Genomic DNA, 23,416 nt, shown 5'->3' on the forward strand with positions numbered 1-23,416 from the left:
ACCAAGGAAACGATTTGGGTTTAAGACACCCAACGAAGTTTTCGCCGAAAAACTAAACAATCTAGCAGATGTTGCATTTATTACTTGAATCCACCTCCTTTAATAGGCCATTCCAAATTAACGATACCATAAAAAGTGGCGATATTTTTGGCAAGGTGAAATCTATGGAGTTTAGGTACACCAAAGTAAAAACTTTCGACGGAAGAGACGTGTACATTCCCAATAGCGATGTACTTAAATTACCCCTGTTTAATTATACAGAAGATGGTTTGTTTAGATGGGATTTTGTGGTAGGCATTGCATACGAGGATAACATAGATGCTGCGCAAAACTTAATTTTAAAAACAGTTAACAATACCGAAGGAGTCTATCAAGATGAAGACCACGAAACTTATGCTACAGTTGACGAGCTTTCTGTTAGCACGGTAAATATTAAGATTTTCTTTTGGGTATCTACCAAAGAATTTAGAAAAGACGCCGCTAAAAAACGCGGAGAAGTAATTACCACCGTAAAAATTGCGTTAGAACAAAATGGCTTCAGCATGCCTGCCGATATTCAAGAAATTAAACTTTACGGAAGCCAAAAAGCGATACCCATTTCTATAGAAAAAGGGGACGTAGGAGTAAAAGGCGAGACGAACAAATAATTATGTGAATTTTTCCTAGCGTTTTTTATTGTATTCAATAGCGCTAAAGAAATTAATTTTATGTTTTTAACAAGCTTCTTCGGCTGTTAAGAAATGTAATGGACGGCTAGCCTGTATTGATTTTGACTCCTATTAAGCTTTAAAATTATATTCTACTATATTCTAAAAATATTTTGGGCGTTACCCTGAAGAGGGTCGCGCTTTACGTTCCAATCTTTTACCTCCCCAAACCCCAAAGGGACCTTTTTTGGGTAAAAGGATTTCCTCTCCAATCTCTAACGCAAAAAACGTCTCAATCACAGCATTGATCAACAGAATACATTAGATCTTCGATTTTAAAGTCGTTACGAATCCCGAAGGGATTTAATGCTTATAGATTTATTTCAGGAAAGGATTATGCGACCCCGACGGGGTCGGATTTCCCGTTACACCAAATCTATAAACATTTGAATCGGTCCGGTTCAGATTTTGACTATTTAGAATGGTTTGTTCTTACGCTTGAAAGAGCGCTAACGACAGGAATGGCATTCTTTCTCACTGGGTTTTAGCAGGGAGAAAGATAGAATGGATGGCGTGTTAAGGCGGCCAATTTTTAACCTTGGATTTAGAAAATTACGTGATTATAATGTTAACAAATGCAAATCATTAAATTGGTTCGTACCCCGCAAAGATGATTTGTGAGAGAAATTAAACAAAAATTTACAACCTAAAAACCTATTGTTCTTGTTTCTGACCTCAAACTTCTGACTTCTCTACCCTATTTCAACGCTACTTTACTAAAAATATGGTATTCGCCAGGTGCTAGCTTAGACTTGTACGTGGTAGAACTCAAATTTACAGAAGAGCCAACGGCATCAGTCCAAGTGCCAGAGCTACCAAAATCTACATTGGCGGTTTGACTGACTACATCAAAATTACCAACTACTACCACGGTGTTTGTGGCATCGCTAAGCTTGATGTATTTGATCCCATTACTTAAGCTAAACGTTGGATTCGGCGCCGTAAAAATAACGTTGTTTTCCTTTAACTTAATAAATTTCGAATAGGCATCGTACAGCGCTTTTCTATTTGAATCGTTGTAGTATTCTGGATGAATGGGTTTTTCGCCAGTACGCCCGTTATAGTCGATACTGACATCGTAGCCCAACTCGCCAAACTGCCAGATCATTTTTGGACCAGGAATAGCGAACAGAAATGCAGCGGCCATCTCTTCGCGCTTTAGCGAAGTTGGCAAATTCCCTTTAATTGAATAGGAACTCGAGACAGAGGCATTTCCGTACGCGATGTTCTTATAATTTAAGCGTTCCTCATCATGACTTTCGCCGTAGGTAACCAGATTTTCTGATTTAGGAAAATCATGAGTTTGATACATTCCAGAAGAAAAATCAGAGGTTGGAACATAGCCCATAGTCGCTTCGTTCATGTTATAATTTAGGTTATTCCACATCATCATACCTTCATTAGCATACACTTGCTCTTCGGTTTTATCTGCAAAAAGCTCTAAAATAGTATAGAAATTATTATTGTCTATGCTCTTAATAAAGTTGTGGTAATCTTTCCAAATGGCAATCCTATCAGTATCGTAAGATCTAAACTCGCCATCATCCGTAGAAAAATGTTGTGTAAAACCTTTTGCCAAATCAAATCGAAAGCCATCTATTTTGTACTGTTGCATCCAAAATTTAATCACGTTTTTTGTAAAATATTTAGTGGCTGGACTATCGTGGTTGAAATCATAACCCACATTAAACGGATGTTTTGGATCTACATTAAACCATGGACTATCTGCAGTTGGTTTGCTGCCATCAAAATAGAGCTGCACCATGGGCGATTGGCCAAAAGAGTGGTTTAACACCATATCTAACACAACCGCAATCCCGTTTCCATGACATTCATCTATAAAATTTTGCAGTGCAACCTTAGTTCCATAGTATTTATCTGGAGCAAAATAGAACGATGGGTTGTAGCCCCAACTAGAATTCCCCTCAAACTCATTTACCGGCATCAACTCTATTGCATTTATGCCCAAACTCTTTAAATAAGGAAGTTTAGCCAGCGTAGATGCGTAATTATGATCGGCAGTAAAATCTCTAACCAGCAACTCATAAATAACCAGGTTGTTTTTCGCAGGGCGAACAAAACTGTTATTTTTCCAACTGTATTTAGGTTGATTTGCCTGCATTACGCTTACAATTCCGGTTGTTTTTCCTGTAGGATAAGGTTTTAAATTGGGATAAGTAGTTGCAGAAATGTATTTATCGTTTTGGGGATCCAATACCTTTTCGCAATAAGGATCGGCCACTTTAAGTGTTCCATCAACCAAAAATTGATAGGCGTATTCTTTATTCGGATCTAAATTATCTACCTGGACAAACCAATATTTCCCATCGCTGGTATTTTTCATGGCATTGCTAGTTGTTTTCCAATCGTTAAACTCGCCAATTACGGAGACCGATTTTTTACCGGGCGCAAATAATGTTACGATGGCCGAAGTACCATTATTTACAAAAGCTACGCCATCTTTTGCGCCAGCAGGTAAACCTACATTTGTAGCAGGAGGGGTTGGTGTTGGTGGAGCTGGTTGATCCGTACCGCCGGAGCCGCCTTTTTTGCATGCCGCAGACAGGGTAACTACAATTAATAAAAAGTTTAATAGCTGTTTCATATTGGTATGATGTTATTTTTTTAAGATCGCCCTATACAGACCTATCTTCTTCTATTTTAAGTTTGGTTGACAATATTTCGTTGGTCTTCTTCCCTTCTCTGATAAATAAAAAGCAAATAATGGCGGCCAAAACCATTAATCCACCACCCAATTGAACGGCTAGAAGTCTGTCATTATTTAGCACGTTTTTCATCAACCACCCAAAACCCAGCGATGCTATAATTTCTGGTAGTACAATAAAAAAGTTAAAAATGCCCATGTAAACGCCAATTTTATCTTTTGGCAAGCACCCGCTTAACATGGCATAAGGCATAGATAGAATACTTGCCCAAGCAATTCCAACACCAGTCATGCAGACGTACAACATGTTTTTATCGTGCACCCAAGCCACGCTGATTAAACCAATGGCACCGATAAGTAGGCAAATGGCATGGGTGGTTTTACGCCCAAGCAAATCGGCAATTTTCGGTAGCACCAAGGCAAATAAAAAGGTTATTACGCTATAATACGCCAAAGTTAAACTGCCAAAATCGGCGCCACGGGCATAAACTGGATCGCTTGCATCAATACCGCCAAATACGTTTACAGCAACCGCAGTGGTGTAATAAAACCACATTAAAAACAAGCCAGGCCAAGTAAAAAACTGCACGAGGGAAATAATCTGCATCCGTTTTGGCATATTCTTTAACGCTGAAAGAATTTCAGAAATCCCTTTAGAAATCCCTCCTTTCTCCTTTTTCATCCTCGATAGCTCTTCTGCCGTTGGCGGATACTCTTTAGTGGTAAAAACCGTGTAAAATACAGAGGCAAAAAAGAAGAATGCACCTATGTAAAAAGAGTATTGTACGTTTTCTGGAATGTGTCCTAAAGTTGCTGTGTTTTCTAGATGGAAAACATTATTCATTAGCCAAGGCAGAGAAGAGGCAATGCTCCCGCCTAAGCCAATCATTAAACTTTGCATTACAAAGCCTCTATTTACCTGACTATCGGGTAATTTATCTGTAACAAATGCCCGAAACGGCTCCATAGAAACATTGCCAAAAACATCTAACACCCACAACAAACCAGCTGCCATCCAAAGGGCAGAACTGTGCGGCATGGCAATAAGCGCTAAACTGCTTATAATCGCTCCGATCATAAAGTAAGGTCTCCTTCTTCCAAATGTAGGATGCCAGGTATTATCGCTTAGATAACCGATTATTGGCTGAACAAGCAGTCCTGTTAATGGCGCCGCTAAAAACAACAAGGGCACTTGATCTGGGTTTGCGCCCAAGCCTTCGTAAATACGCCCCATGTTTGCACGCTGTAGGTCCCAACCAAACTGGATTCCGAAAAAACCAACGCTCATGTTTATAATCTGTACCAGGCTGAGTTTTGGATTTTCGATGACTGACTTAATGTTCATGGTAATTTCTTTTTTTTAGCACAAAACTTGTGGCTCTTTGTATTTGTTATTCAGATATTTAAAATTCTATAATTTGTGCAGAAATAGGCGATAACGACACCTTGATGCCATCCGCGCCTACTTTCACAACTTTCGCATTCCCCAACAATTCTCTTAAATCACCAAGCGGTTTGCTTTTTAGCAGGCTTGGCGAAATTTGAATTGTAGTATTTAAGCTCATAGTCCTGTCAAAGTTTACTACAATTAGCAATCGTTGGTTATCGCTTTTGCGGATGTAGGCAAAAGTGCGTTTTGTCATCGCCGCAGTCGGCGCTACTTGATAGATCTGACCGTTTTGAATCGCGTTGCTTTGTGTAGCTACAGCAAGCAATTTTTCATAAAATTTCCTCAATGATTTTTGTTCTGCATTAAGTTTTCCTCCATCAAATTTTCCGCCGTCCATCCATTTTTGATGATTTGGTACGCCCCAATAATCGAATATTGTAGTTCTATTGTCGTCGCCACCGAAACCTTCTTTTCCTTTAGCCGGCTCACCAACCTCTTGCCCAAAGTAAATCATAACCGGTCCTTTACCTAAGGTTGCCGTAACCACCATAGCCGGCAAAGCAAACTCGGGCTTACCTGCAAAACCTTTGGAGGCAATTCTTTCCTCATCGTGGTTTTCTAAAAACCTAAGCATGTGATTATCCAAACCGGCGCTATCTGCCTTAATTACTTTTGTAATGTCGGCAACATTTGCGTCCGAATCATTTTTGATCAATTTTTTAAGACCATCGTATAGTCCTACCTTATCATACAAATAATCGAATTTTCCCTGATGGATAAATTGACTGTAGAGTGCAGAATTGTACGCTTCGCCGATGAAAATGAGGTTTGGATTTACCTGCTTGATTTGCGGAATTACCCACGCCCAAAATTCTACCGGAACCATTTCGGCCACATCGCAACGAAATCCATCTACCCCTTTTTTTGTCCAAAAAGTTAGAATATCTTTCATTTTTTCCCAAACTGGTGGTATCGGCATAAAATGGTTGGAGTTATTTCTGTAATCTACGCCATAATTTAACTTCACTGTTTCATACCAATCATTTACAGTTGGCGAGGCGCTAAACACGTTGTTTCCTGTTGCCTTGGCAGGATTTTCATTGTACTTACCATCTTGTAGCACCGTAAGCGGGTTTGCTTTCTGGTTGCTCTTCGGAACAACAAATGGTTTTCCTGGGATGTAATAGAAATCGTTTTTTATGCTAAACGTGCTGTCTTTAATGTCGTTTGCGCCAAAGTCTATTACGCTTTTTGGTTTTGCGTTAGAATGATAACTTCGCGCTACATGGTTTGGCACAAAATCTATTAAAACCTTAAGGTTTTTGGCATGCGTACGCTTTATCAGGTTTTCGAACTCTTGCATACGTTGACCAACGTTCACGGCCAAATCAGGATCCACATCATAATAGTCTCTAATGGCATAAGGAGAACCAGCCCTTCCTTTAACCACATCTGCATCATTTGCTTTAAGACCAAATTTGCTGTAATCGGTTAAACTTGCATGGGCAATTACGCCTGTGTACCAAACATAATTTACGTGCAGTTCTTTCAAGCCGTCTAAAGCTTCATCGGTAATGTCGTTAAATTTTCCACTTCCATTTTGTGCAATAGTTCCATAGGGTACGTTTGCAGTATCTTTATCGCCAAATAAACGAGGCAAAAGTTGATAGATGACAATTTTTTGCTCGGTATTTACCACTGTTGGTTGAATACCCTGGTTTTTGCAAGAAAAATAGGCCATTGTAACCGAAATTGCTACAAGGCAAAATCCAATTCTATATAAAAATCTACCCCGAGAAATCAGTGTTTGCTTTACGCCTAGAACATCTTTGGCTACAGGTTTAGTTGACATGTGTCTGCTATCCTTCATTAAACGCTAAGTTGGCATTTTCTATATTGACGTGCTCATTTGGCCTTACCTGGTAAATGTTACCGTTCATCACAAGCTCTGCAGCAGCGCTACCGATGTTTGAAACTGCCATTAAATCTTGACAAATGTTTACTTTTAACATTGCGCCCCTAAAACCAATGGTAAAAGAAAAGTGCTTCCATTTTGAGGGCAAAAAAGGATTGAAATGGAGCTTTCCATCTCGCACCCGCATGCCTGCAAAACCTTCTACAATACTCATCCAAGTGCCTGCCATAGAGGTAATGTGCAAACCGTCGTCTGTATCGTTGTTGTAGTCATCTAAATCTAAACGTGCAGTACGTAAATAAAATTCGTAGGCGCGAGCTTCATCATTTAGCTTAGCGGCCAAAATGCTGTGTACGCAAGGCGATAAAGAACTCTCATGCACCGTGCGCGCCTCGTAAAAATCGAAGTTTCTTCTTAACGTTTCGATGTCATAATCGTCTTCAAAAAAATACATGCCTTGCAACACATCTGCCTGTTTTATAAAGCACGACCTTAAAATACGGTCCCAACTCCATTTTTGGTTGATTGGCCGATCTTTGCTTGGTAAATCTTTAACAAGAATTTGTTCCTTATCCAAATATCCGTCTTGTTGTAAAAAAATTCCTTTTTCAGTATCGGCCGGATAGTACATATTATTGATGATTTTTTTCCAGTCTGAAATTTCCTTAGGGTTGAAATCAATCTTTTTTAAACTTGCTGCGCAGCGTTTAGAGTTTAAACGATTTACGATTTCTATCGCCTCCATGGCATATTTTAAACACCAAGTGGCCATGGTACTCGTGTACCAATTGTTGTTTACATTGTTCTCGTATTCATTTGGGCCAGTAACACCAAGCATAACGAACTGATTTTTATCTTCGCTCCAATTTACGCGTTGTTTCCAAAACCTTGCAATGGCAATAAGCACTTCCAAACCGTAATCTACCAAGTAATGCTCGTCTCCTGTATAGCGAATGTAATTAAAAATGGCAAAGCTGATGGCGCCATTTCTATGTATTTCCTCGAAAGTGATTTCCCACTCATTGTGGCATTCCTCACCATTAATGGTAACCATTGGAAATAGCGCTGCTCCATTATTAAAGCCCAACTTCTGCGCATTTTGTATCGCTTTGTCTAGTTGGTTGTAGCGATAAATAAGGAGATTTTTACTCACTTGTTCATCAGCGGTAGCCAAATAAAACGGCACACAATAAGCTTCGGTATCCCAATAAGTTGATCCACCATATTTTTCTCCCGTAAAGCCTTTCGGGCCAATATTCAAGCGATCATCTTTGCCAGTATAGGTTTGAAAAAGCTGAAAAATATTAAACCTGATGGCTTGTTGCGCAGACACGTCCCCTTCAATCACAATATCGCTCTGTTGCCATTTACGCTCCCAAGCATTAGCTTGTGCTTCCTTCAATACCTCAAAACCAGCTTTTTTAGCTCTTGCAATCGCTTTTTTACAGGTAGCTAAAAGTTCGGTTTTAGGATGATTTTCTGACGTAACATTTGCCGCCAATTTGCATAGCGTTATCTCTTCATTTTCCTTAACATTTACAGTGAAAACTTGTCCAACAAATTTCTCTTTTTTAACTTGCTTAACATCAAGCTTTAACTTCTCGCCATTTTTACTAACCGAACTAAAGCTTCCTGTACAGGCATGAAAAGCTGTTTTTTTGGTCGCCAAGGTAAGGTAACTTTCCTCATCAGAAAGGTCATCGCTTACAAAATCCCAAAATTTTTCGTCGTAATTGCTGTCTTGGTTTTTTACATCGCCATCAATAAAAGGCATCAATGTAATCTGCCCATCAAAGTTGAGCGGCGTAACGCTATATGTAAGTGCAGAAAGTTCGTCATCGGCAATACTGCAGAAACGAGTAGATTTTACTTTTATAGATTTGCCACTATTAAAAGTGGCGATAAAGCTGCGCTCTAAAATTCCCTGCTTCATATTTAAAACACGGGTAAAATCAGCAACTTGTACTTTCGTCAAGTCTAATAGTTCATCTGCTACCTTCACTTTAATGCCAATCCAATTTGCCGCATTAAGCACTTTTGCAAAATACTCTGGATAACCGTTTTTCCACCAACCCACTCTCGTTTTATCTGGATAATAAATGCCAGCCAAATAATTTCCCTCTAGCGTTTCGCCAGAATAGCTTTCCTCGAAATTAGCCCGCTGACCCATACGGCCGTTACCTATGCTAAAAATGCTTTCAGAAATTTTATTTAAGCGTGGGTCGAAGCCTTTTTCGATGATGTTCCAAGCATCTGGGATAATGTAATTTTTCATAATTAGTATTGAGTAGTGAGATTTGAGATTTGAGACATGACCCTAAACCTTAAACCTATAAATTCTCTAAATCTTCTACTGTTAATTTATTTAAACCGCTTACCACCAAGTTTGCCTCGGTAAGCAAGTTTTTATCTCCAATTCCAATGGATTTCATACCTGCATTTTTTGCCGCTTTGATGCCAGCAACGGCATCTTCAAACACCACACATTGCTCGGGTGCGAAACCTAAAAGTTCTGCACCTTTTAAAAACACCTCAGGATCTGGTTTAGATTTACTTACCATATTTCCATCTACAATCTCATCGAAAAAGTGGGTCAAATGGGTGTTTTTAAGAATGATACCAGAGTTTTTACTCGCCGAACCCAACGCCAGTTTATATCCACTTTGTGTTAAGGCGGTTAAAAAATCTTCTACTCCAGGCAGCACTTCTTCGGGTGTCATTTTATTGATCATATCTACATACCACCCGTTCTTTAATGCAGCAAGCTCGTTTTTCTCTACAGAAGATTTTGTTGCCTTTCCCCAACCAAGTACTTTATCCAAACTTTCCATCCGACTTATGCCCTTCAATTCTTCATTTTGTGCTTCTGTAAAATCGAAACCCAACTGATTGGCCAATCGCTTCCAAGCTTGATAGTGATAACCAGCAGTATCTACTAGTACACCGTCTAAGTCGAAAAGACAAGCTTTTATTGAGGTGTGAGGTATTAGGGTATAGGAGTTAGGTGTGTTCATCAATTTATTATTAAATGGTAAGATCTTAGTTATGGGTTAATGGTTTGCGCGTTTAGTGGGGTTTAGTGGGTTTTGAGTTGTAACTTAAGGGTTATGCCTAAAAACCTATTCCCTATCACCTCGGTCCTTACACCTATTCCAATTCCAACACCAAAGTAGTGTGTGCAGGCACTTGTATATTTTTAAATGCTATGGTTTTCTCGGTGATGATGTTCTTAGCTTTTGTAATGCCAGCTGTTCGTTCTGAAAAGCAATCCGTCGCCAAGGTTTTGTCTTTATCGTTGCCATTTACAATTACCATAACGGTGCCTTTTGCATCGCCTTCGTTATATCGGAAATACACATATACATCATCTTGAGGTAGGTATTGCATCAGCTTGCCAGTTTGCAAGGACTCATTGCTCTTCCGAAAATTTGCCAAAGTCTTTACAAAATTGAAAGCTTCGTTCTCTTTTTCGGTTCTTCCTGCCGCTGTAAATGCATCACGCTCTCTTTTATCGCCCTTCCAACCGCCGGGAAAATCAGATCTAACCAATCCATCGGGATTTGAATAGTTCTTCATTAAAATTTCGGTACCATAATACATTTGGGGAATTCCTCTCATTGTTAACAAAATTGCCATACCAGATTTATACTTGTCGAAATCTTCGTTAACCATAGAATAGAACCTGCTCATATCATGGTTATCCATAAAAATGCAGTTCTTGTTTGGGTCTTTGTATAAAAAATCGAGCGCAAGCGTGGCGTACAATCTATTTACGCCATCTGTCCAACCGCTTTTACCGTTTAAAGCTTCATAAATTGCGTCTTTCAGCACCGCATCGGTAATGCCTGGCAAATGTGTATCGAAACCTCTATTTACCGTATTTCCACCAGTAAAAAATGCCTGACTAGCTACCGAAGAAACAAGTGTTTCGCCAAAAACAGAAAGATTTGGAAATTCGTCATGAAGTTTCAGCGCCCAATCTGCCATATATTTGGCATCGTTATAGGGATAAGTGTCTAACCGCAATCCATCTATACCCGCATATTCTATCCACCAAATGTGGTTTTGCGTGAGGTAATTTTGAACATAAGGATTATTCTGATTCAAATCCGGCATGCTTGGCACAAACCAACCATCTAACATTTGCTTCTTGTCAATTGCAGATGCGTGCGGATCCATCACAGGTTGATCTCTATAATTTGTTTGCGTGTAAACGGGCCATTGGTGTACCCAGCTTTTCATCGGCATATCTTTAAAAAACCAATGCCCGGTGCCAATGTGATTATGCACGACATCTTTTATTACTTTTAAACCTTTTTCATGGCAAGCATCTACAAACTTTTTGTACAGCGCGTTGGTGCCGAAACGAGGATCTATTTTATAATGATCGGTAACTGCATAGCCGTGGTAAGAGGCAGAAGTCATGTCGTTTTCTATGGCTGGCGTCATCCAAACTGTGGTTACACCCAAATCTTTTAAATAGTCTAAATGGTTTATCACGCCTTGCAAATCGCCGCCGTGGCGATAATACATACTGTCTCTATTAAATTTGGTTTCTGCCATTCCTGCAACAACATCGTTGCTCGTGTCTCCATCGCTAAAACGATCTGGCATAAGCAAGTAGATAAAGTCTTTTTGAGTTACACCTTGGATACGGTCTTTCGAATTATTTTTAGGACGGAGTTCGTATGTATATGTGAATGTTTTTTCTCCTTTGGATGAAAAAGAAATAGCGAAGCTGCCAGGTTTTGCATTGGCAGAGACGATCAGGTCTAAGAATAAATAATTCGGATTTTCTACCTTATTTACTTTTATCAAGTTAACCCCTGGATATTTTAAAGAAACAGTCTTCGAAGCTATTTTCTCGCCATGCACCAACAATTGTAACTTAGGATTATGCATTCCTGAGAACCAAAACATAGGCTCTATGCGCTCCAAACGTTCTAATTTTGGTGTTTGGGCAAATAAATTTGCAGATAACGCAATTAGAAAAACTAAATTAAACAACCTCTTCATTGGTTTCTATTTTTTTAAAATTTGGCACAAAGTTTTCCTTTCATTTTCTACATCCACAGTGAACATACATTAACGAAGGTTTTAAATGAGAAGGTTTGGTAGATTTGCACGCTCTCTTTGCTAAATCTAGATTTTGTCGGATCCATCAAAGAAATGTAATCTTCAAAAGCTTTTGGCTTCTGAAGATTACAAGTGTTATTTTTTCACTACTGTATAGCTTCCAGTATTGAAATCGGGATTGATTGTTAGTGATATATCATAGGTACCAGCTTCAGTAATTTTAATATTATCTCCTCCATCTCCGATACTATTATCCCATTTATGATTTTTCCTAAACTTCATTTCTCCAACTTTTAATGGCAAAGTAATTGTCCAGGTATTATTACCAACAAATTTCATATCCAACTCATTGTAAGGACCCGAAGCAGGTGGCCAATCTGAGGGAGTAGCACTTCCAACTGCAGCCCAAACTACATCGGTAATGGTAATAGTGTTCTGGTTTAAATCTACTACCAATTCTTTAGCGCCAGGAGTTAAGGATTTGATATCGCCTCCAGTTGTGCTTATCTTCCCGCCGCCTGCATCGCCATAAGCAACATCCCAAGTCTTTTTAGGCGTAATTTTAAAATTCCCGCCATCAAAGCCAATTATGCCAGTGTAAATACCATTGCCAGTCGGAGAAATTAAGCTGTCGGCTGCAGAAGGATTCCAGCCCTGGTAAGCACCGGGAACATACACCCAAGCCGTAAGTGGAAAAGGTTTTGCACTTATGGTAAGGACATTGCTGTACACCGGAGCTACGTCATTTGAAATAGTAGATTTAACGCGCACTTCTATATCGCTGTTAGATGTACTTGGCAATTTTAGTCCAAGCAACAAATTATTAAAATCTAAACCATTAAATGATTTAGAGGTTGCATTGGCATCTAAAATTGTCTGGCTTGGTTCTGCAAAATTGCTCCCTTTTGGTGCAATTTGCAACACGTTGCTGACCGCAGCTTGATAACCAAAATTTGCATTCGACATGTCAAAGGTAATTACATCTGTGGTTAACATAGATTTATCTACTACTACAGAAGTTGCAGACGCTTTTAAAGCGCCAGGAGCGCCATCTGTGGCAACCGCCCTAGTTTCTTCTTTTTTACACGACCACAGAGACAAAGCGATTAAACTTAGCGCCATGGATTTTAAGAAAATTGATTTCATATCTTATAGAAAATTGAGATTAATAACCTGTGTTTTGTTTCAAATTTGGGTTTGCAATTAAATCTGCAGTAGGCAATGGATATAAGTTACGGTAAGCCGGTAATGCTGTACCAGCTTTAACGCCACCTTTAAATTGCCACAGGTAACTGCCACCTGTATATTTTCCATAACGAATTAAATCTGTACGACGATGACCTTCCCAATACAACTCACGTCCACGTTCATCTAAGAAAAAGTCTGTAGTAATCGAGGCTACATTTCCTGAAGCATTGCCATAAGCACGCGTGCGAAGCGCATTTACATAAGTTAGGGCTTGAGCTGTTGTACCGCCCGATCCACCACGCATTACCGCTTCGCCATAAATTAAATACTGTTCTGCTAAACGAAAGAGTGGAAAATCTAATGAACTAAACGTTCCATTTAAAGAAGCACCTTTAACACCTGTAGAACTTACGTTTTTAAATTTTGTCACTCGTAAGCCATCGGTAAACACGCCAATATTATCAACACTAGTTTTCTCACCGAAGAAAACACCCCGTTTATCTAACGTGCCGTTTGGATCTGGAAATAAAGCCGGTAAGTTTGCTCGAGTTCTGTTACCGCCCCAACCGCCATTTGGCACACCATAAGAAGTAGGATTCATGTCTCCATTAATACCTGCATTAATTAAGAAAGTTGTACCACCATAATTTGTTCCGTTTACACCATCATAGTTGATACTTAAGATAGTTTCCTGATTGTTTACATTATTATCCGTTTTAAACAAATCCATGTAATTAGACTTTAACGCATAGCCTGCATTTATCACTTTGCTTGAATAGGTAATGGCCTCTGTGTATTTTGCTGTACCCGTATAAACATTAGCGTTTAAATATAACCTTGCCAATAAGGCCCAATCTGCACCTTTATCTGCCCGGCCGTATTCGTTTGTGCGAGGCTCAGCTAAATCAGGTTCAATCGCTTTTAATTCAGATTCTACGTAAGTAAATAAGGCTGCTCTTGTAATTTGTTTCGGAGCAACTTTACCAATTAAATCATTTTCTGTTACAAAAGGCGGGTTGCCAAAAGCATCCATCAACACCCAGTATTGATATGCACGTAAGAAACGAGCTTCGGCACGATATCTGGTAACGGCTGTTGCATCAGCACCGGTAATGTTACGGCTTGCTAATTTTTCTGAAGTGCTTTCGCGAAGAAATTCGTTTACAAAAGTAATTTGTAAAAGACTTTTTGAATATAAACCTCTTAGAAACTGGTTATCTACACTCGGGGTAGAGTAGTCTAATTCAGGAATACCAGTATCGCCCCAAGCGCAAATGGCTTCGTCTGTCGTTAGCTCTTGCGAAGTCCAGAACAACCGTAAAAAATCTGCAAAACCAGAATTCAAACCACCAATATCACTGGCATCTGAACCGCCAGGACTTGTTAGCCCATAAGTTGCGTATAATTTAACCAAGCTGCTTTTATAACCTGCAGGTGTAGCATAAACCTCAGATGCTGTAACATCATTAGTTGGGGTCAGGTTTAAATCGTCCTTTTTACATGAATTTAAAGACAACAGTAAAATACCTGATGCCAATATTGTTTTAAATGAATTTCTCATCTTTTTCTTTTATTTAAAAACCAACATTTAATCCTAAAGTGAATGTCCTTGGTCTAGGATACAAATTATAATCGATACCAGTAATTGACTCAGGATCGATACCCTTATACTTAGATACGACGAACACATTCTGACAGTTTGCAGAAATACGCATGTTTGTATTGCCTCTTGTAGAAAGCTTGCCAACATCATACGATAAACCCAAGTTATCCATTTTTAAGAACGAAGCATTCTTTATATAATAATCACTTAGGTACTGTGCATTTGCAAAACCTGTATTGTAAATATCTACAGTAGAATTGTTAATAATTCCTTGTGTGCTTAACACATTGGTTTTGACACCAAAATTCGACGAAATGTTATCATATATGTAATTGCCAATATTTGCTCTTAACACCGTGCTTGCTGTCCATTTTTTGTAGGTGAACGAAGTATTAAAACCGTAGGTAAAGTTTGGATCTGGTGCTTTAAAGAAATATTGATCGCTCGTATTAATTACGCCATCATTATTTAAATCTGCATAAACGCCTTCTATTGGAGCACCGCTTGCATTGTAAACTTGTTTGTACACAAAGAATGCGCTTGGCACTTGGTTAACCGCGTTATATTTTAGCGTTACACCCGTGCCACCAGTAATGTCTCCTGCAGAAACTTTCGATCCAGGATCAGGATTTAACGTTAAGTTGGTAATTTTTCTTTTGTTATAAGCCATGTTGAAACCAAAATCCCATTTTACATTTTCGCTTTGAATGGCAACAAAGTTTAAGCTTGCCTCAAGGCCTATAACATCCATATTACCAACATTTGTGGTTAATAAATTGGTAAAGTTGGTACCTACCGGGATGTTAATCGTACTCAATAAATCTTTGGTTTTTTTGTAGTAAGCATCTATACTGCCATAAAGCCTACCTTGTAAAAAACCGTAATCTAAACCCGCATTGTAAGTGGTGGTAGTTTCCCATTTCAAGTCAGGATCATAACCGGCCGGGCTGTAGTAGTTGTAAAAAGTATTTCCTACTTGATATTGGCCATTGTTACTATTCGCGTAATATTTAGATAAGTAATCATAATTACCGATACCATCTTTATTACCAGTTTCACCATAACTCAATCTCAATTTCAAATCAGAAACAACCTTACTGTCTTTTAAGAAATCTTCTCCAATAACTCTCCATGTAAAACCTGCAGATGGGAAATAGCCCCAACGATTGTTTGCGGCAAATTTCGATGAAGCATCAGCACGCATTGTACCTTGCAAAATATATTTATCATTAAAAGTATAAGTAAATCTTCCGTAGTAAGAAAGCAATTTGTTTTGATCGACCGAAAGTGGGAAAACGGGAGTGGTGAATAGTTCGCCTGTTGCTTTGTATGCATTATAATAAAAGTTGGTTACCGCATCATCATAGTAGCCGTAGCCTACCGTTGCATCAAATCTACTCTTAATGCTTTCTACATTTTTGGCATAGTTTAAATAAAACTCAGAGAATTTATTAACCTCTGTATTTTTTCTACTTGTGTAAGAACCGTTTGTCGCGGCACTTTGTGCTGCAAAGCTCGGCACAAGCGTAGCACCATAACCTTTAGATACATCATAACCCAAGTTTAGATTAGCATGTAGTTCTGGTAAGAAATGAAACGAGTAATCAAATCGTGCGTTGCCAAAACTTCTTGCAGCGTTACCATGGTTATCTTGCTGCTCAATTAAACCAACTGGGTTACGTGGCGCATTTGGATTTGGGACTGCTCCATTAATCCATTCGTAATAACCACCAAATTTATTATCTGCATAAACAGGTTTAGTTGGATCGAACTGTATGGCCGAACCAATAGCGCCATCATTTGGGTATTGAGAATTACTTAATGCGCCTTTTAAGTTTAAATCGATTTTTAAATGGTCGGTAAATAATCTTGGAGAAATTGTAATTGCTCCGGTTGCTCTTTTTAGCTTACTGCGGATTACAACACCATCTTGATCTAAATAACCACCCGAAATACGATAAGGAACACCTTTAAATGAACCGGCGATACCTAAGTTATTATCTGTTGAGAATGCATTGCGATAAATTTGATCTTGCCAATTTGTACTTGCCGTACCCAACAATGCTTTTTGAGCGTTGCTACCGTTTGCAGTTACATAAGCACGAACCTGATCTGCAGAAAGTACATCGACCTTTTTAGCTACCGTAGCAATTGAGTTGTTTGTACTGAAATTAATAACAGGTGCTCCAGAACCTCCCTTTTTAGTCGTGATTAAAATTACACCATTTGAGGCTCTAGAACCGTAGATAGCTGTAGCGTTTGCATCTTTTAAAACCGTAAAAGTTTCGATGTCGTTAGGGTTAATTAACGACAGAGGACTTGGTGCATTACCGATAGTGTTGCCACTAAAAGGAACTCCATCCACCACAATTAAAGGATCGTTACTTGCATTTAGTGAAGCACCGCCGCGAATACGGATTGTACTACCACCGCCTGGAGCGCCACCACCAGAGGTGATGTTGACACCGGCAACTTTACCCTGAATTAATTGTTCTGGTGTAGTAATAGTGCCTTTCTGAAAATCTTTGGCATTTACTGTTGTAATGGCGCCTGTAAGATTTTTCTTTTCTGAAGTCCCGTAACCGATAACCACCACTTCATTAAGTTTCTGTGCATCTGGCTCTAGTTGGAAGTTGATGGTAGCGTTGCCATTAACGGTAATTACTTTTTCAAGCGTCTTGTAACCAATAAAACTTACTGCTAAGGTAACAGAGCCCGAAACACCCGATAACTTAAAATTACCGTTAACATCTGTGCTGGTACTTTTTGCAGTTCCCTTAACTAAAATACTAGCTCCGGGCAATCCGCCTCCGGTCTCGTCAGTTACCTTGCCACTTACCAATCCGGTCTGCGCATTTACCACTAATGCCGAGAAAACAAGCAGCATCAAAAGCACTTGTTTTAACAGGTATAGTTTTCTCATAATTATTTGCATTTTAAGGTTAAAAATTCAATTAGATAAAAAGGTGTTTTACACTTTGGACTAATTTACGTCAGTATTTTACAAATAAAAATAAAAATAAAAATAATTTCAAAAAATATTTTAGATACAAAAAACCGCTCGAAAAAAAATCTATTTTACATAAAAAGACTATTTTTTTATAAAAATAATTAGCTGATTAAAAGGTATTTATAAAAAGTAAAACGATTTAATACGTGTATATTTTACACTAAGCCTCTGTTTTGTTTAAAAATCGGGAACGTTCCCGATTTCAGTCCGGTTTTTGCTCGATTTTTCGGGAACGTTCCCGAAAAAAAATCAAAATTCTGCTTATTTTACACTAAGCGCCGATTTTTTTGATAGAAAATCGTTGAAGATTTGAACTCAAAGAAGCTGTAAAAACTAGGTGTTAGAAGTGGATTTTCTAAGCACAATTTTGGATTTCAGCACCACCTGTTTTGGCTTCAGGTTTTGTACTTTTCCATTTAAAATTTCGAACAATAAATTTGCGGCTGTTTCGCCAATTTCTGTGGCGGGTTGTGTAATAGATGTTAGCGAGGGGTTTAACAACGGCGCAATCTCCAAACTAGAGAAACTGATGACCTTTAACTGCTCTGGAATCTTAATATCCAATTCATAACAAGCGTAATAGGTGGCAAAAGCCAAACGCTCTACAGACGCAAAAATGCCTTCGGGCTTTAATTGTGTAAGTACGTCAATCAAAATCAAGCGATTTTCGTTGTAATTATTGCTGCAATCTATTACAAACTCCTCATCAAAACTAAGTTTATGCTTTTCTAATGCATCTTTGTAGCCCTGCATACGAGTTTTACCTATAGACAAACTCTTATTTACAACCAAATAGGCAATCTTCTCACACCCTTGTTCAATCAAATGCTCGGTTGCCATAAAACTACTCTCATAATCGTCTGTTAAAACCCTGGCCGTTTCAATATCTTCGTAAACCCTGTCGAAAAAAACCAGGGGAAGCCGGTTCGTTCCTAAACTATTTAAGTAATTATGATCGTTCGCCTCACCAGATACAGACATAATGATGCCCTCTGCCCTGCCGTTGTGCAAGTGCGAAATGAAATTAACTTCTTTATCATACTCGTCATCGGTTACATAAATTAAAATATGATATCCGTTTTGCCTAGCCACGCGCTCAATACCATGTATGGCCTGGGAAAAATAATTGTTGGCAAGTTCGGGCACTATTACTGCAATCGTTTTGCTTTTTTGCTCTCGCAAATTACTGGCGTAATGATTTGGCTGATAATTTAACTCTTTTGCTTTGGCCAAGATACGTTGTTTTGTGGCATCGCTAATTTCCTTATTTCCCCTAAATGCCCTAGAAATGGTAGAGGTGGACAGACCCAAAGCCTCAGCAAGCTGTTTAATGTTGATATTATCCATTAGGTATTTCGCGCAGTAATAAACAAAGTTAATTAGATAATACTCCTTACTCTACTGTTACATATTTTGTTAATAAAAATATTTTAACAATAGAAAGTAGTGTTACTTTTCCGACACAAATATATCCGAAATATTAAAAACAAAAGAGGCAAAGTTTCTATTACTACGTAGATACCTTTATTATGAACAGATGAAGAAAGCGGGAACCAGAGAAGTATGAGCAAAAAAATACTAATTGCAGATGATGACGAAGGAATTGTTGATGCAGTAACCATGATTTTAGAAGTCATGGGCTATGATGTTGAGTCAACTTATAACGGCGGGGAGGTATTATCTGCGGTTGAAAATCGACCAGATTTAATTTTACTTGATATTTGGATGAGCGGATATGACGGTAGAGACATTTGTAAGGCTTTAAAAAGCAACCCGAAATTGAAAGACATTCCGGTGTTAATGATTTCTGCCAGTAGGGGGATAATGCAATCAGCGCTTGATTCTGGAGCGAATGATTTTATGGAAAAACCTTTTGAAATGGATACATTATTAGAGAGGGTAGACCGTTTGATCAATTAACTACCTTTTAAAAAGCTGTTATTAAAGGTTTTTATCTACCCGACAATACATCAGAAACTATAGTTGGTAAAATTCGCAAGCCTGTTTAATCTCTATGATTTGAGGCCTTTTCCAAACAACCGCAAGCCCAACTAAAAAGAGGAGGGCAGCTTAACTTACGATAACTTGGCGTTGTCTGAATTATGACATCCGACTTTTGATTTCCCTCTAAGTGTTTTTTCCTCCAAACATTTGCTACACTACTCTACCGAGTTGGCTAATACAATTTATTCAAATTTAAACAGTGTCTTAGCTATTAAATATTTTTAATGCTGTTTGGTGGATAGATTACGTAAGAAAATGGATTTGGAATCGGCGATGTATAAGGGCTATAAAGCCCCAAATAGTTTATTCCTCTTACGGTGTCTGTTTTATGTATGAAGAAATCTGTTGATAGCAAAAAGTATTTTACCAGCTCCGAAAGCGAATTAGAATTTTTAGCGGTATAATTTAAATAATAGAATGTTTTCCATTTTGCAGTTTCTAACACGTTGTTTTTGTTGTGTTCAAAATAGTCATCTACATATTGGGCTGCAATTCCGGGGCGAAGTTTTAAATAGCTCAGCTCCTTTTCAATTAATTTTATGGCAAATTCTTTTATAGAGGGAGATACGAAATACAAGGTTGGCGGAACAATTACAGCACCGAGTGCCACGCCTGTTAACATGATGAAATTACGTCTTTTCATAACATCAAAAGGTTTTATCGGCGGCCCATAAAGAAAGAGCAGACAGTGTTAAAGTTGGGTTAGATGGCGAAAAAGTGGTAAACGCACCAGCACCAAGCACAAACAAATTTCTGTATTGATGGTGGATGAGGTGTTTATCTACAACGCCTAAATTTGCATTTTCGCTCATTCTAGTGCCTCCGATAATGTGTCCTTCATTGGGGAATGGATCTAAAAATTCTAGTTTTTCTACTGGAAGGCAAGATAATATTTCGGGCATTTTTTGCTTCATGTTTTCAACGGCTTTCAGCGTGTACTCAGATCTGCCACTAAAATTTACTTTTGGGATAAACCTGTTTTCTGTGGTGCTAATGTAATTCACATCGCGCGGTAAATCTTCAAAAAGCATTCTTATGCTTGCCATGTCTAGCCATTTGTCTTTTTCCAAGCGAAAATAATAGGGTGCATTGCTCACTTCCATCAAACAGCCAGCAAAATTTTTTCTATGATCGCCATCGTACAACATATAACCATTGGCATTTACCCAAGTGCTCCCGCCCGCGTTGCTCATGTTATCCAAGTAAATCAATACCTGCATTCCCAATTGTTCGCCAAAACCTTTTCCAGTAAATTTATTTTTATCGCCAGCGTTGAGCAGAATATTGCTGTTAAAAAATGGATTCGCACCCAGAATAACGGTTTCTCCGACAGCCTTCTGGTCCTTATCGTCCTTAACAAACAGCACTTCTTTTACAAGGTTGTTTTGCAGGGTTAGGCTATAAACTTGTGCGCCATAAACTAACTCTACTCTGGGGTCTTCATAAACGCCTATTTGAGAGTTCTCTATGGTAAACTTGGCATTTACCGGGCAAACATCGCATGCGCTAGAACTCATACATTGATTTCTGCCATTAGTAGCACGACTAGCCCTTGCAGAAGGTTGACTGATGTATTTATTGCCGTAGGTTTTATGTAAGATTTTATCAACCAAGCTAAATTCGTGTGGCGGTAATGGATATTTTCCTTTTCTCGGGAAAGGTGTATCCTCTGGCCCAGACACAGACATAAGGTTTTCGGCTTCGTAATAATAAGGGTCTAAGTCTTCATAATCTACCGGCCAATCTTGCTCGATGCCATAAAGCGTTTTCATTTTAAAATCGCTTGGCATAAACCTAGGTGTGCAACCCCACCAACAATTAGAACAGCCGCCCATTCCGGTGGTAAACGGCCAACGCTTCTCTTTGTTTACGTTTACAATGGCTTTTTCCCAAGGCTCTTCATACTTTTCGAATTTGGTAGGCTGGCCTCTTTTTAGTTTTAACCGCTCTGCGTGAGGATAATTGTAACCCCTCTCCAGCACCAAAACCCGAATGGTAGATTTAGCTTTCGCCAGGTATTTTTTTAAAAAGAAGGTTGAAGCAAAGCCTGTTCCCACCACCACTAAATCGTATTTATCTTGCAGCATCAGCTTATTTTACGGATGATAGTTATTTGCATTTTCTAAAAGCCAATGTAACCAAGGGATGTCTACAAACATCAACACGCAAATTAAAATGGCAAACAACACCAAATACGTCATAAACCATTTGCGTACGTACAGTTTTTCGGATCCTTGTACCGGCGAATCATTTAACAGCCCAATTCTTAAATACCAAGAAAATAACAATGCAAAAAATGGAAAGCTAACCAACAATTCTATCCGATCTTTAATTAAGAAAATACCCATAAAAAAGGCACAAGTAATCGCATAGAAAAACATAGAAACAAGTAAGCTGTTCTCGGTATAAAACTTAAACGACCTTCTGTACAAGCCCGCCAATTCTGCATCGCCGATAAGCCTATATTCTGCAAAACGTTTAGTAGCCATTAAAAATGCACCGCCCATCCAGTATGCTAGCATGATACTTAAAGGAGGAAAAGTATTGATCCAATCTAAATCCCACTTGGTATTTGGAAGGCCCAACGCGGGGCTAAAAATAAACCATCCGGCAGCAAACCTAATTGGATTGTTTATAGATTCTGAAAGCACATCCAAAAAAACACGTTCCTTACTTCTAAAAGGTTTAACGTTGTAAATTACGCCCATGCAGAGCAAAATGGTAGCCGTTACCAAAAATTTTATGGAAACGAACGACGCCAATCCCAAGCCAACAAGCGCCAATAGCGAGTATTCTGCATAGATTATTTTTGGATTTACCTTTGTCATCACCAGAGATCGTTTCCTTTTGAGCGGATGAAAACGGTCGTAGTCTATGTCTAGGTATTCGTTTATAACATAATTTGCGGAAGCAACCAGGCAAATACTTAGTAGGCCAACAATTATTTTAAACAACAGTTGGTTGCTATATGGGGTTTGGAAAAGCGCGAGTGCGAAGACCATACCAGGCAACATAAACACGTTTTTTACCCAGTTATCTACTCTTGCTATTTTAATGTATTGTTTTAAACCGGCAGGCACCTGCAAACGGTCGGCTGGGGCGGTTAGTGTGCTATCGGTTTGGGACGAGTGCGAGATCATTTCTTAATTTTTAAATTGCATTTAGTTGTTTACATAAAGTTAAATAAAAGTCTGCCACTGCTGTTGCCTGTTTCACCAATAGAAATTGTACACCAATGCTAGATGCACAAGCTCCATCTAACTCTAGCCTGTCTCCAATAAAAAGACAGTTTCGAGGGTTGCTGATATTGAAATGTTTTAATACGTATTCCAATCCTACAGTGGCTGGTTTTAGCGCATTAATTTCTGCATCTGTAGCGCTGGCGTTCAAATTCGCCTCGAGCTTCATGCCTTCCATCTTCGCTTTCGAGGGATAATCGGACAAGGTAGCTATTGCAATTCCCCTATTTTTTAAGTTGGTAAAAAATGTATCGACGCCAGGAAAAACGACAGGTAATAAAAATTTATTTGGAGCTGCAAACATCCATTTATCAATGGTTACTTTAATCCTCTCCAAAGATACCCCAGTTTTGGTTTTGCACCACTCATACTGTTTTTGTTCGAGGTTAGGGCCAACGTAGCCGGCATGTTTTTCGCGCTCTTTTCTAAAATGATAAAGAATCCACAGCTCTTTAAGCTGCCAAGGTCGTAATAAAAAATGCAGCAATAAAATTCTTAACATTTTTTTTCTCAACAACGATTGGTTGTATAGCGTTCCATCTACATCTAGCACCACTAATTCTACTTTCTGCCAATCAATAACTTGCATGCTAAACAATAACTTTTTTAAAATTAGAAA

General features: G+C 38.7%; 16 protein-coding genes. 2 read left to right on the forward strand and 14 right to left on the reverse strand.

Annotation, left to right across the window (positions count from 1 at the left end; translation table 11 throughout):
* Window positions 1-68: 68 nt before the first annotated feature.
* Window positions 69-647 (forward strand): mechanosensitive ion channel family protein, encoded by a 579-nt coding sequence (locus tag ABIB40_RS11405; protein WP_354359125.1) that lies wholly within the window; start codon window positions 69-71, stop codon window positions 645-647.
* Between the two features lie 757 nt (window positions 648-1,404).
* On the opposite strand, the gene ABIB40_RS11410 is transcribed toward ABIB40_RS11405, so the two are convergent.
* The 10 genes from ABIB40_RS11410 to ABIB40_RS11455 form a co-directional block, all read right to left on the reverse strand.
* Entirely contained in the window at window positions 1,405-3,312 is a 1,908-nt protein-coding gene (locus ABIB40_RS11410) for an alpha-amylase family glycosyl hydrolase (RefSeq protein ID WP_354359127.1), read from the reverse strand.
* Window positions 3,313-3,343: 31 nt separating this feature from the next.
* On the reverse strand, window positions 3,344-4,717 hold the full coding sequence (locus ABIB40_RS11415) for an MFS transporter (RefSeq protein WP_354359129.1): 1,374 nt from the start codon (window positions 4,715-4,717) through the stop codon (window positions 3,344-3,346).
* Between the two features lie 58 nt (window positions 4,718-4,775).
* On the reverse strand, window positions 4,776-6,632 hold the full coding sequence (locus ABIB40_RS11420) for an alpha-amylase family glycosyl hydrolase (protein WP_354359131.1): 1,857 nt from the start codon (window positions 6,630-6,632) through the stop codon (window positions 4,776-4,778).
* A complete protein-coding gene (locus ABIB40_RS11425; RefSeq protein WP_354359133.1) occupies window positions 6,622-8,952 on the reverse strand; it encodes a glycoside hydrolase family 65 protein in 2,331 nt (776 codons plus the stop codon). The genes ABIB40_RS11420 and ABIB40_RS11425 overlap by 11 nt, the downstream gene beginning before the upstream one ends.
* Window positions 8,953-9,007: 55 nt before the next feature.
* Window positions 9,008-9,691 carry a beta-phosphoglucomutase gene (gene pgmB, locus ABIB40_RS11430; protein WP_354359135.1) on the reverse strand — a complete coding sequence of 228 codons (684 nt, stop codon included), beginning with the start codon at window positions 9,689-9,691 and terminating at the stop codon, window positions 9,008-9,010.
* 133 nt (window positions 9,692-9,824) lie between these two features.
* On the reverse strand, window positions 9,825-11,693 hold the full coding sequence (locus tag ABIB40_RS11435) for a glycoside hydrolase family 13 protein (RefSeq protein WP_354359137.1): 1,869 nt from the start codon (window positions 11,691-11,693) through the stop codon (window positions 9,825-9,827).
* A 195-nt stretch (window positions 11,694-11,888) separates the two neighbouring features.
* The gene (locus ABIB40_RS11440; protein WP_354359139.1) at window positions 11,889-12,899 is read right to left on the reverse strand and encodes a SusE domain-containing protein; all 1,011 of its coding nucleotides are present in this window, start codon (window positions 12,897-12,899) and stop codon (window positions 11,889-11,891) included.
* Window positions 12,900-12,918: 19 nt separating this feature from the next.
* A complete protein-coding gene (locus tag ABIB40_RS11445; protein ID WP_354359141.1) occupies window positions 12,919-14,502 on the reverse strand; it encodes a RagB/SusD family nutrient uptake outer membrane protein in 1,584 nt (527 codons plus the stop codon).
* 13 nt (window positions 14,503-14,515) lie between these two features.
* Complete coding sequence (locus ABIB40_RS11450; RefSeq protein ID WP_354359143.1) at window positions 14,516-17,467, reverse strand: SusC/RagA family TonB-linked outer membrane protein; 2,952 nt, start codon at window positions 17,465-17,467, stop codon at window positions 14,516-14,518.
* A gap of 420 nt (window positions 17,468-17,887) precedes the next feature.
* A complete protein-coding gene (locus ABIB40_RS11455; RefSeq protein WP_354359145.1) occupies window positions 17,888-18,901 on the reverse strand; it encodes a LacI family DNA-binding transcriptional regulator in 1,014 nt (337 codons plus the stop codon).
* A gap of 216 nt (window positions 18,902-19,117) precedes the next feature.
* On the opposite strand from ABIB40_RS11455, the gene ABIB40_RS11460 reads away from it, so the two are divergent.
* On the forward strand, window positions 19,118-19,474 hold the full coding sequence (locus ABIB40_RS11460; RefSeq protein ID WP_354359147.1) for a response regulator: 357 nt from the start codon (window positions 19,118-19,120) through the stop codon (window positions 19,472-19,474).
* A 295-nt stretch (window positions 19,475-19,769) separates the two neighbouring features.
* Here the strand turns inward: ABIB40_RS11460 and ABIB40_RS11465 are convergent, their stop codons facing one another.
* The 4 genes from ABIB40_RS11465 to ABIB40_RS11480 are packed head-to-tail and all read right to left on the reverse strand — an operon-like array spanning window position 19,770 to window position 23,386.
* Window positions 19,770-20,201 carry a hypothetical protein gene (locus tag ABIB40_RS11465; RefSeq protein WP_354359149.1) on the reverse strand — a complete coding sequence of 144 codons (432 nt, stop codon included), beginning with the start codon at window positions 20,199-20,201 and terminating at the stop codon, window positions 19,770-19,772.
* A gap of 4 nt (window positions 20,202-20,205) precedes the next feature.
* The gene (locus tag ABIB40_RS11470; protein WP_354359150.1) at window positions 20,206-21,645 is read right to left on the reverse strand and encodes a GMC oxidoreductase; all 1,440 of its coding nucleotides are present in this window, start codon (window positions 21,643-21,645) and stop codon (window positions 20,206-20,208) included.
* A 9-nt stretch (window positions 21,646-21,654) separates the two neighbouring features.
* Window positions 21,655-22,698 (reverse strand): UbiA family prenyltransferase, encoded by a 1,044-nt coding sequence (locus ABIB40_RS11475; protein ID WP_354359152.1) that lies wholly within the window; start codon window positions 22,696-22,698, stop codon window positions 21,655-21,657.
* Between the two features lie 10 nt (window positions 22,699-22,708).
* Window positions 22,709-23,386 (reverse strand): HAD family hydrolase, encoded by a 678-nt coding sequence (locus ABIB40_RS11480; protein WP_354359154.1) that lies wholly within the window; start codon window positions 23,384-23,386, stop codon window positions 22,709-22,711.
* Window positions 23,387-23,416 lie beyond the last annotated feature (30 nt).

Source organism: Pedobacter sp. UYP30 (genome assembly GCF_040547165.1).
GTDB lineage: Bacteria > Bacteroidota > Bacteroidia > Sphingobacteriales > Sphingobacteriaceae > Pedobacter.

Bases quoted from the DNA above. Each gene is read 5' to 3' on its own strand.
- ABIB40_RS11405 (WP_354359125.1), top strand. From the start codon at position 69: ATGTTGCATTTATTACTTGAATCCACCTCCTTTAATAGGCCATTCCAA.
- ABIB40_RS11410 (WP_354359127.1), bottom strand. From the start codon at position 3,312: ATGAAACAGCTATTAAACTTTTTATTAATTGTAGTTACCCTGTCTGCG.
- ABIB40_RS11415 (WP_354359129.1), bottom strand. From the start codon at position 4,717: ATGAACATTAAGTCAGTCATCGAAAATCCAAAACTCAGCCTGGTACAG.
- ABIB40_RS11420 (WP_354359131.1), bottom strand. From the start codon at position 6,632: ATGAAGGATAGCAGACACATGTCAACTAAACCTGTAGCCAAAGATGTT.
- ABIB40_RS11425 (WP_354359133.1), bottom strand. From the start codon at position 8,952: ATGAAAAATTACATTATCCCAGATGCTTGGAACATCATCGAAAAAGGC.
- pgmB (WP_354359135.1), bottom strand. From the start codon at position 9,691: ATGAACACACCTAACTCCTATACCCTAATACCTCACACCTCAATAAAA.
- ABIB40_RS11435 (WP_354359137.1), bottom strand. From the start codon at position 11,693: ATGAAGAGGTTGTTTAATTTAGTTTTTCTAATTGCGTTATCTGCAAAT.
- ABIB40_RS11440 (WP_354359139.1), bottom strand. From the start codon at position 12,899: ATGAAATCAATTTTCTTAAAATCCATGGCGCTAAGTTTAATCGCTTTG.
- ABIB40_RS11445 (WP_354359141.1), bottom strand. From the start codon at position 14,502: ATGAGAAATTCATTTAAAACAATATTGGCATCAGGTATTTTACTGTTG.
- ABIB40_RS11450 (WP_354359143.1), bottom strand. From the start codon at position 17,467: ATGAGAAAACTATACCTGTTAAAACAAGTGCTTTTGATGCTGCTTGTT.
- ABIB40_RS11455 (WP_354359145.1), bottom strand. From the start codon at position 18,901: ATGGATAATATCAACATTAAACAGCTTGCTGAGGCTTTGGGTCTGTCC.
- ABIB40_RS11460 (WP_354359147.1), top strand. From the start codon at position 19,118: ATGAGCAAAAAAATACTAATTGCAGATGATGACGAAGGAATTGTTGAT.
- ABIB40_RS11465 (WP_354359149.1), bottom strand. From the start codon at position 20,201: ATGAAAAGACGTAATTTCATCATGTTAACAGGCGTGGCACTCGGTGCT.
- ABIB40_RS11470 (WP_354359150.1), bottom strand. From the start codon at position 21,645: ATGCTGCAAGATAAATACGATTTAGTGGTGGTGGGAACAGGCTTTGCT.
- ABIB40_RS11475 (WP_354359152.1), bottom strand. From the start codon at position 22,698: ATGATCTCGCACTCGTCCCAAACCGATAGCACACTAACCGCCCCAGCC.
- ABIB40_RS11480 (WP_354359154.1), bottom strand. From the start codon at position 23,386: ATGCAAGTTATTGATTGGCAGAAAGTAGAATTAGTGGTGCTAGATGTA.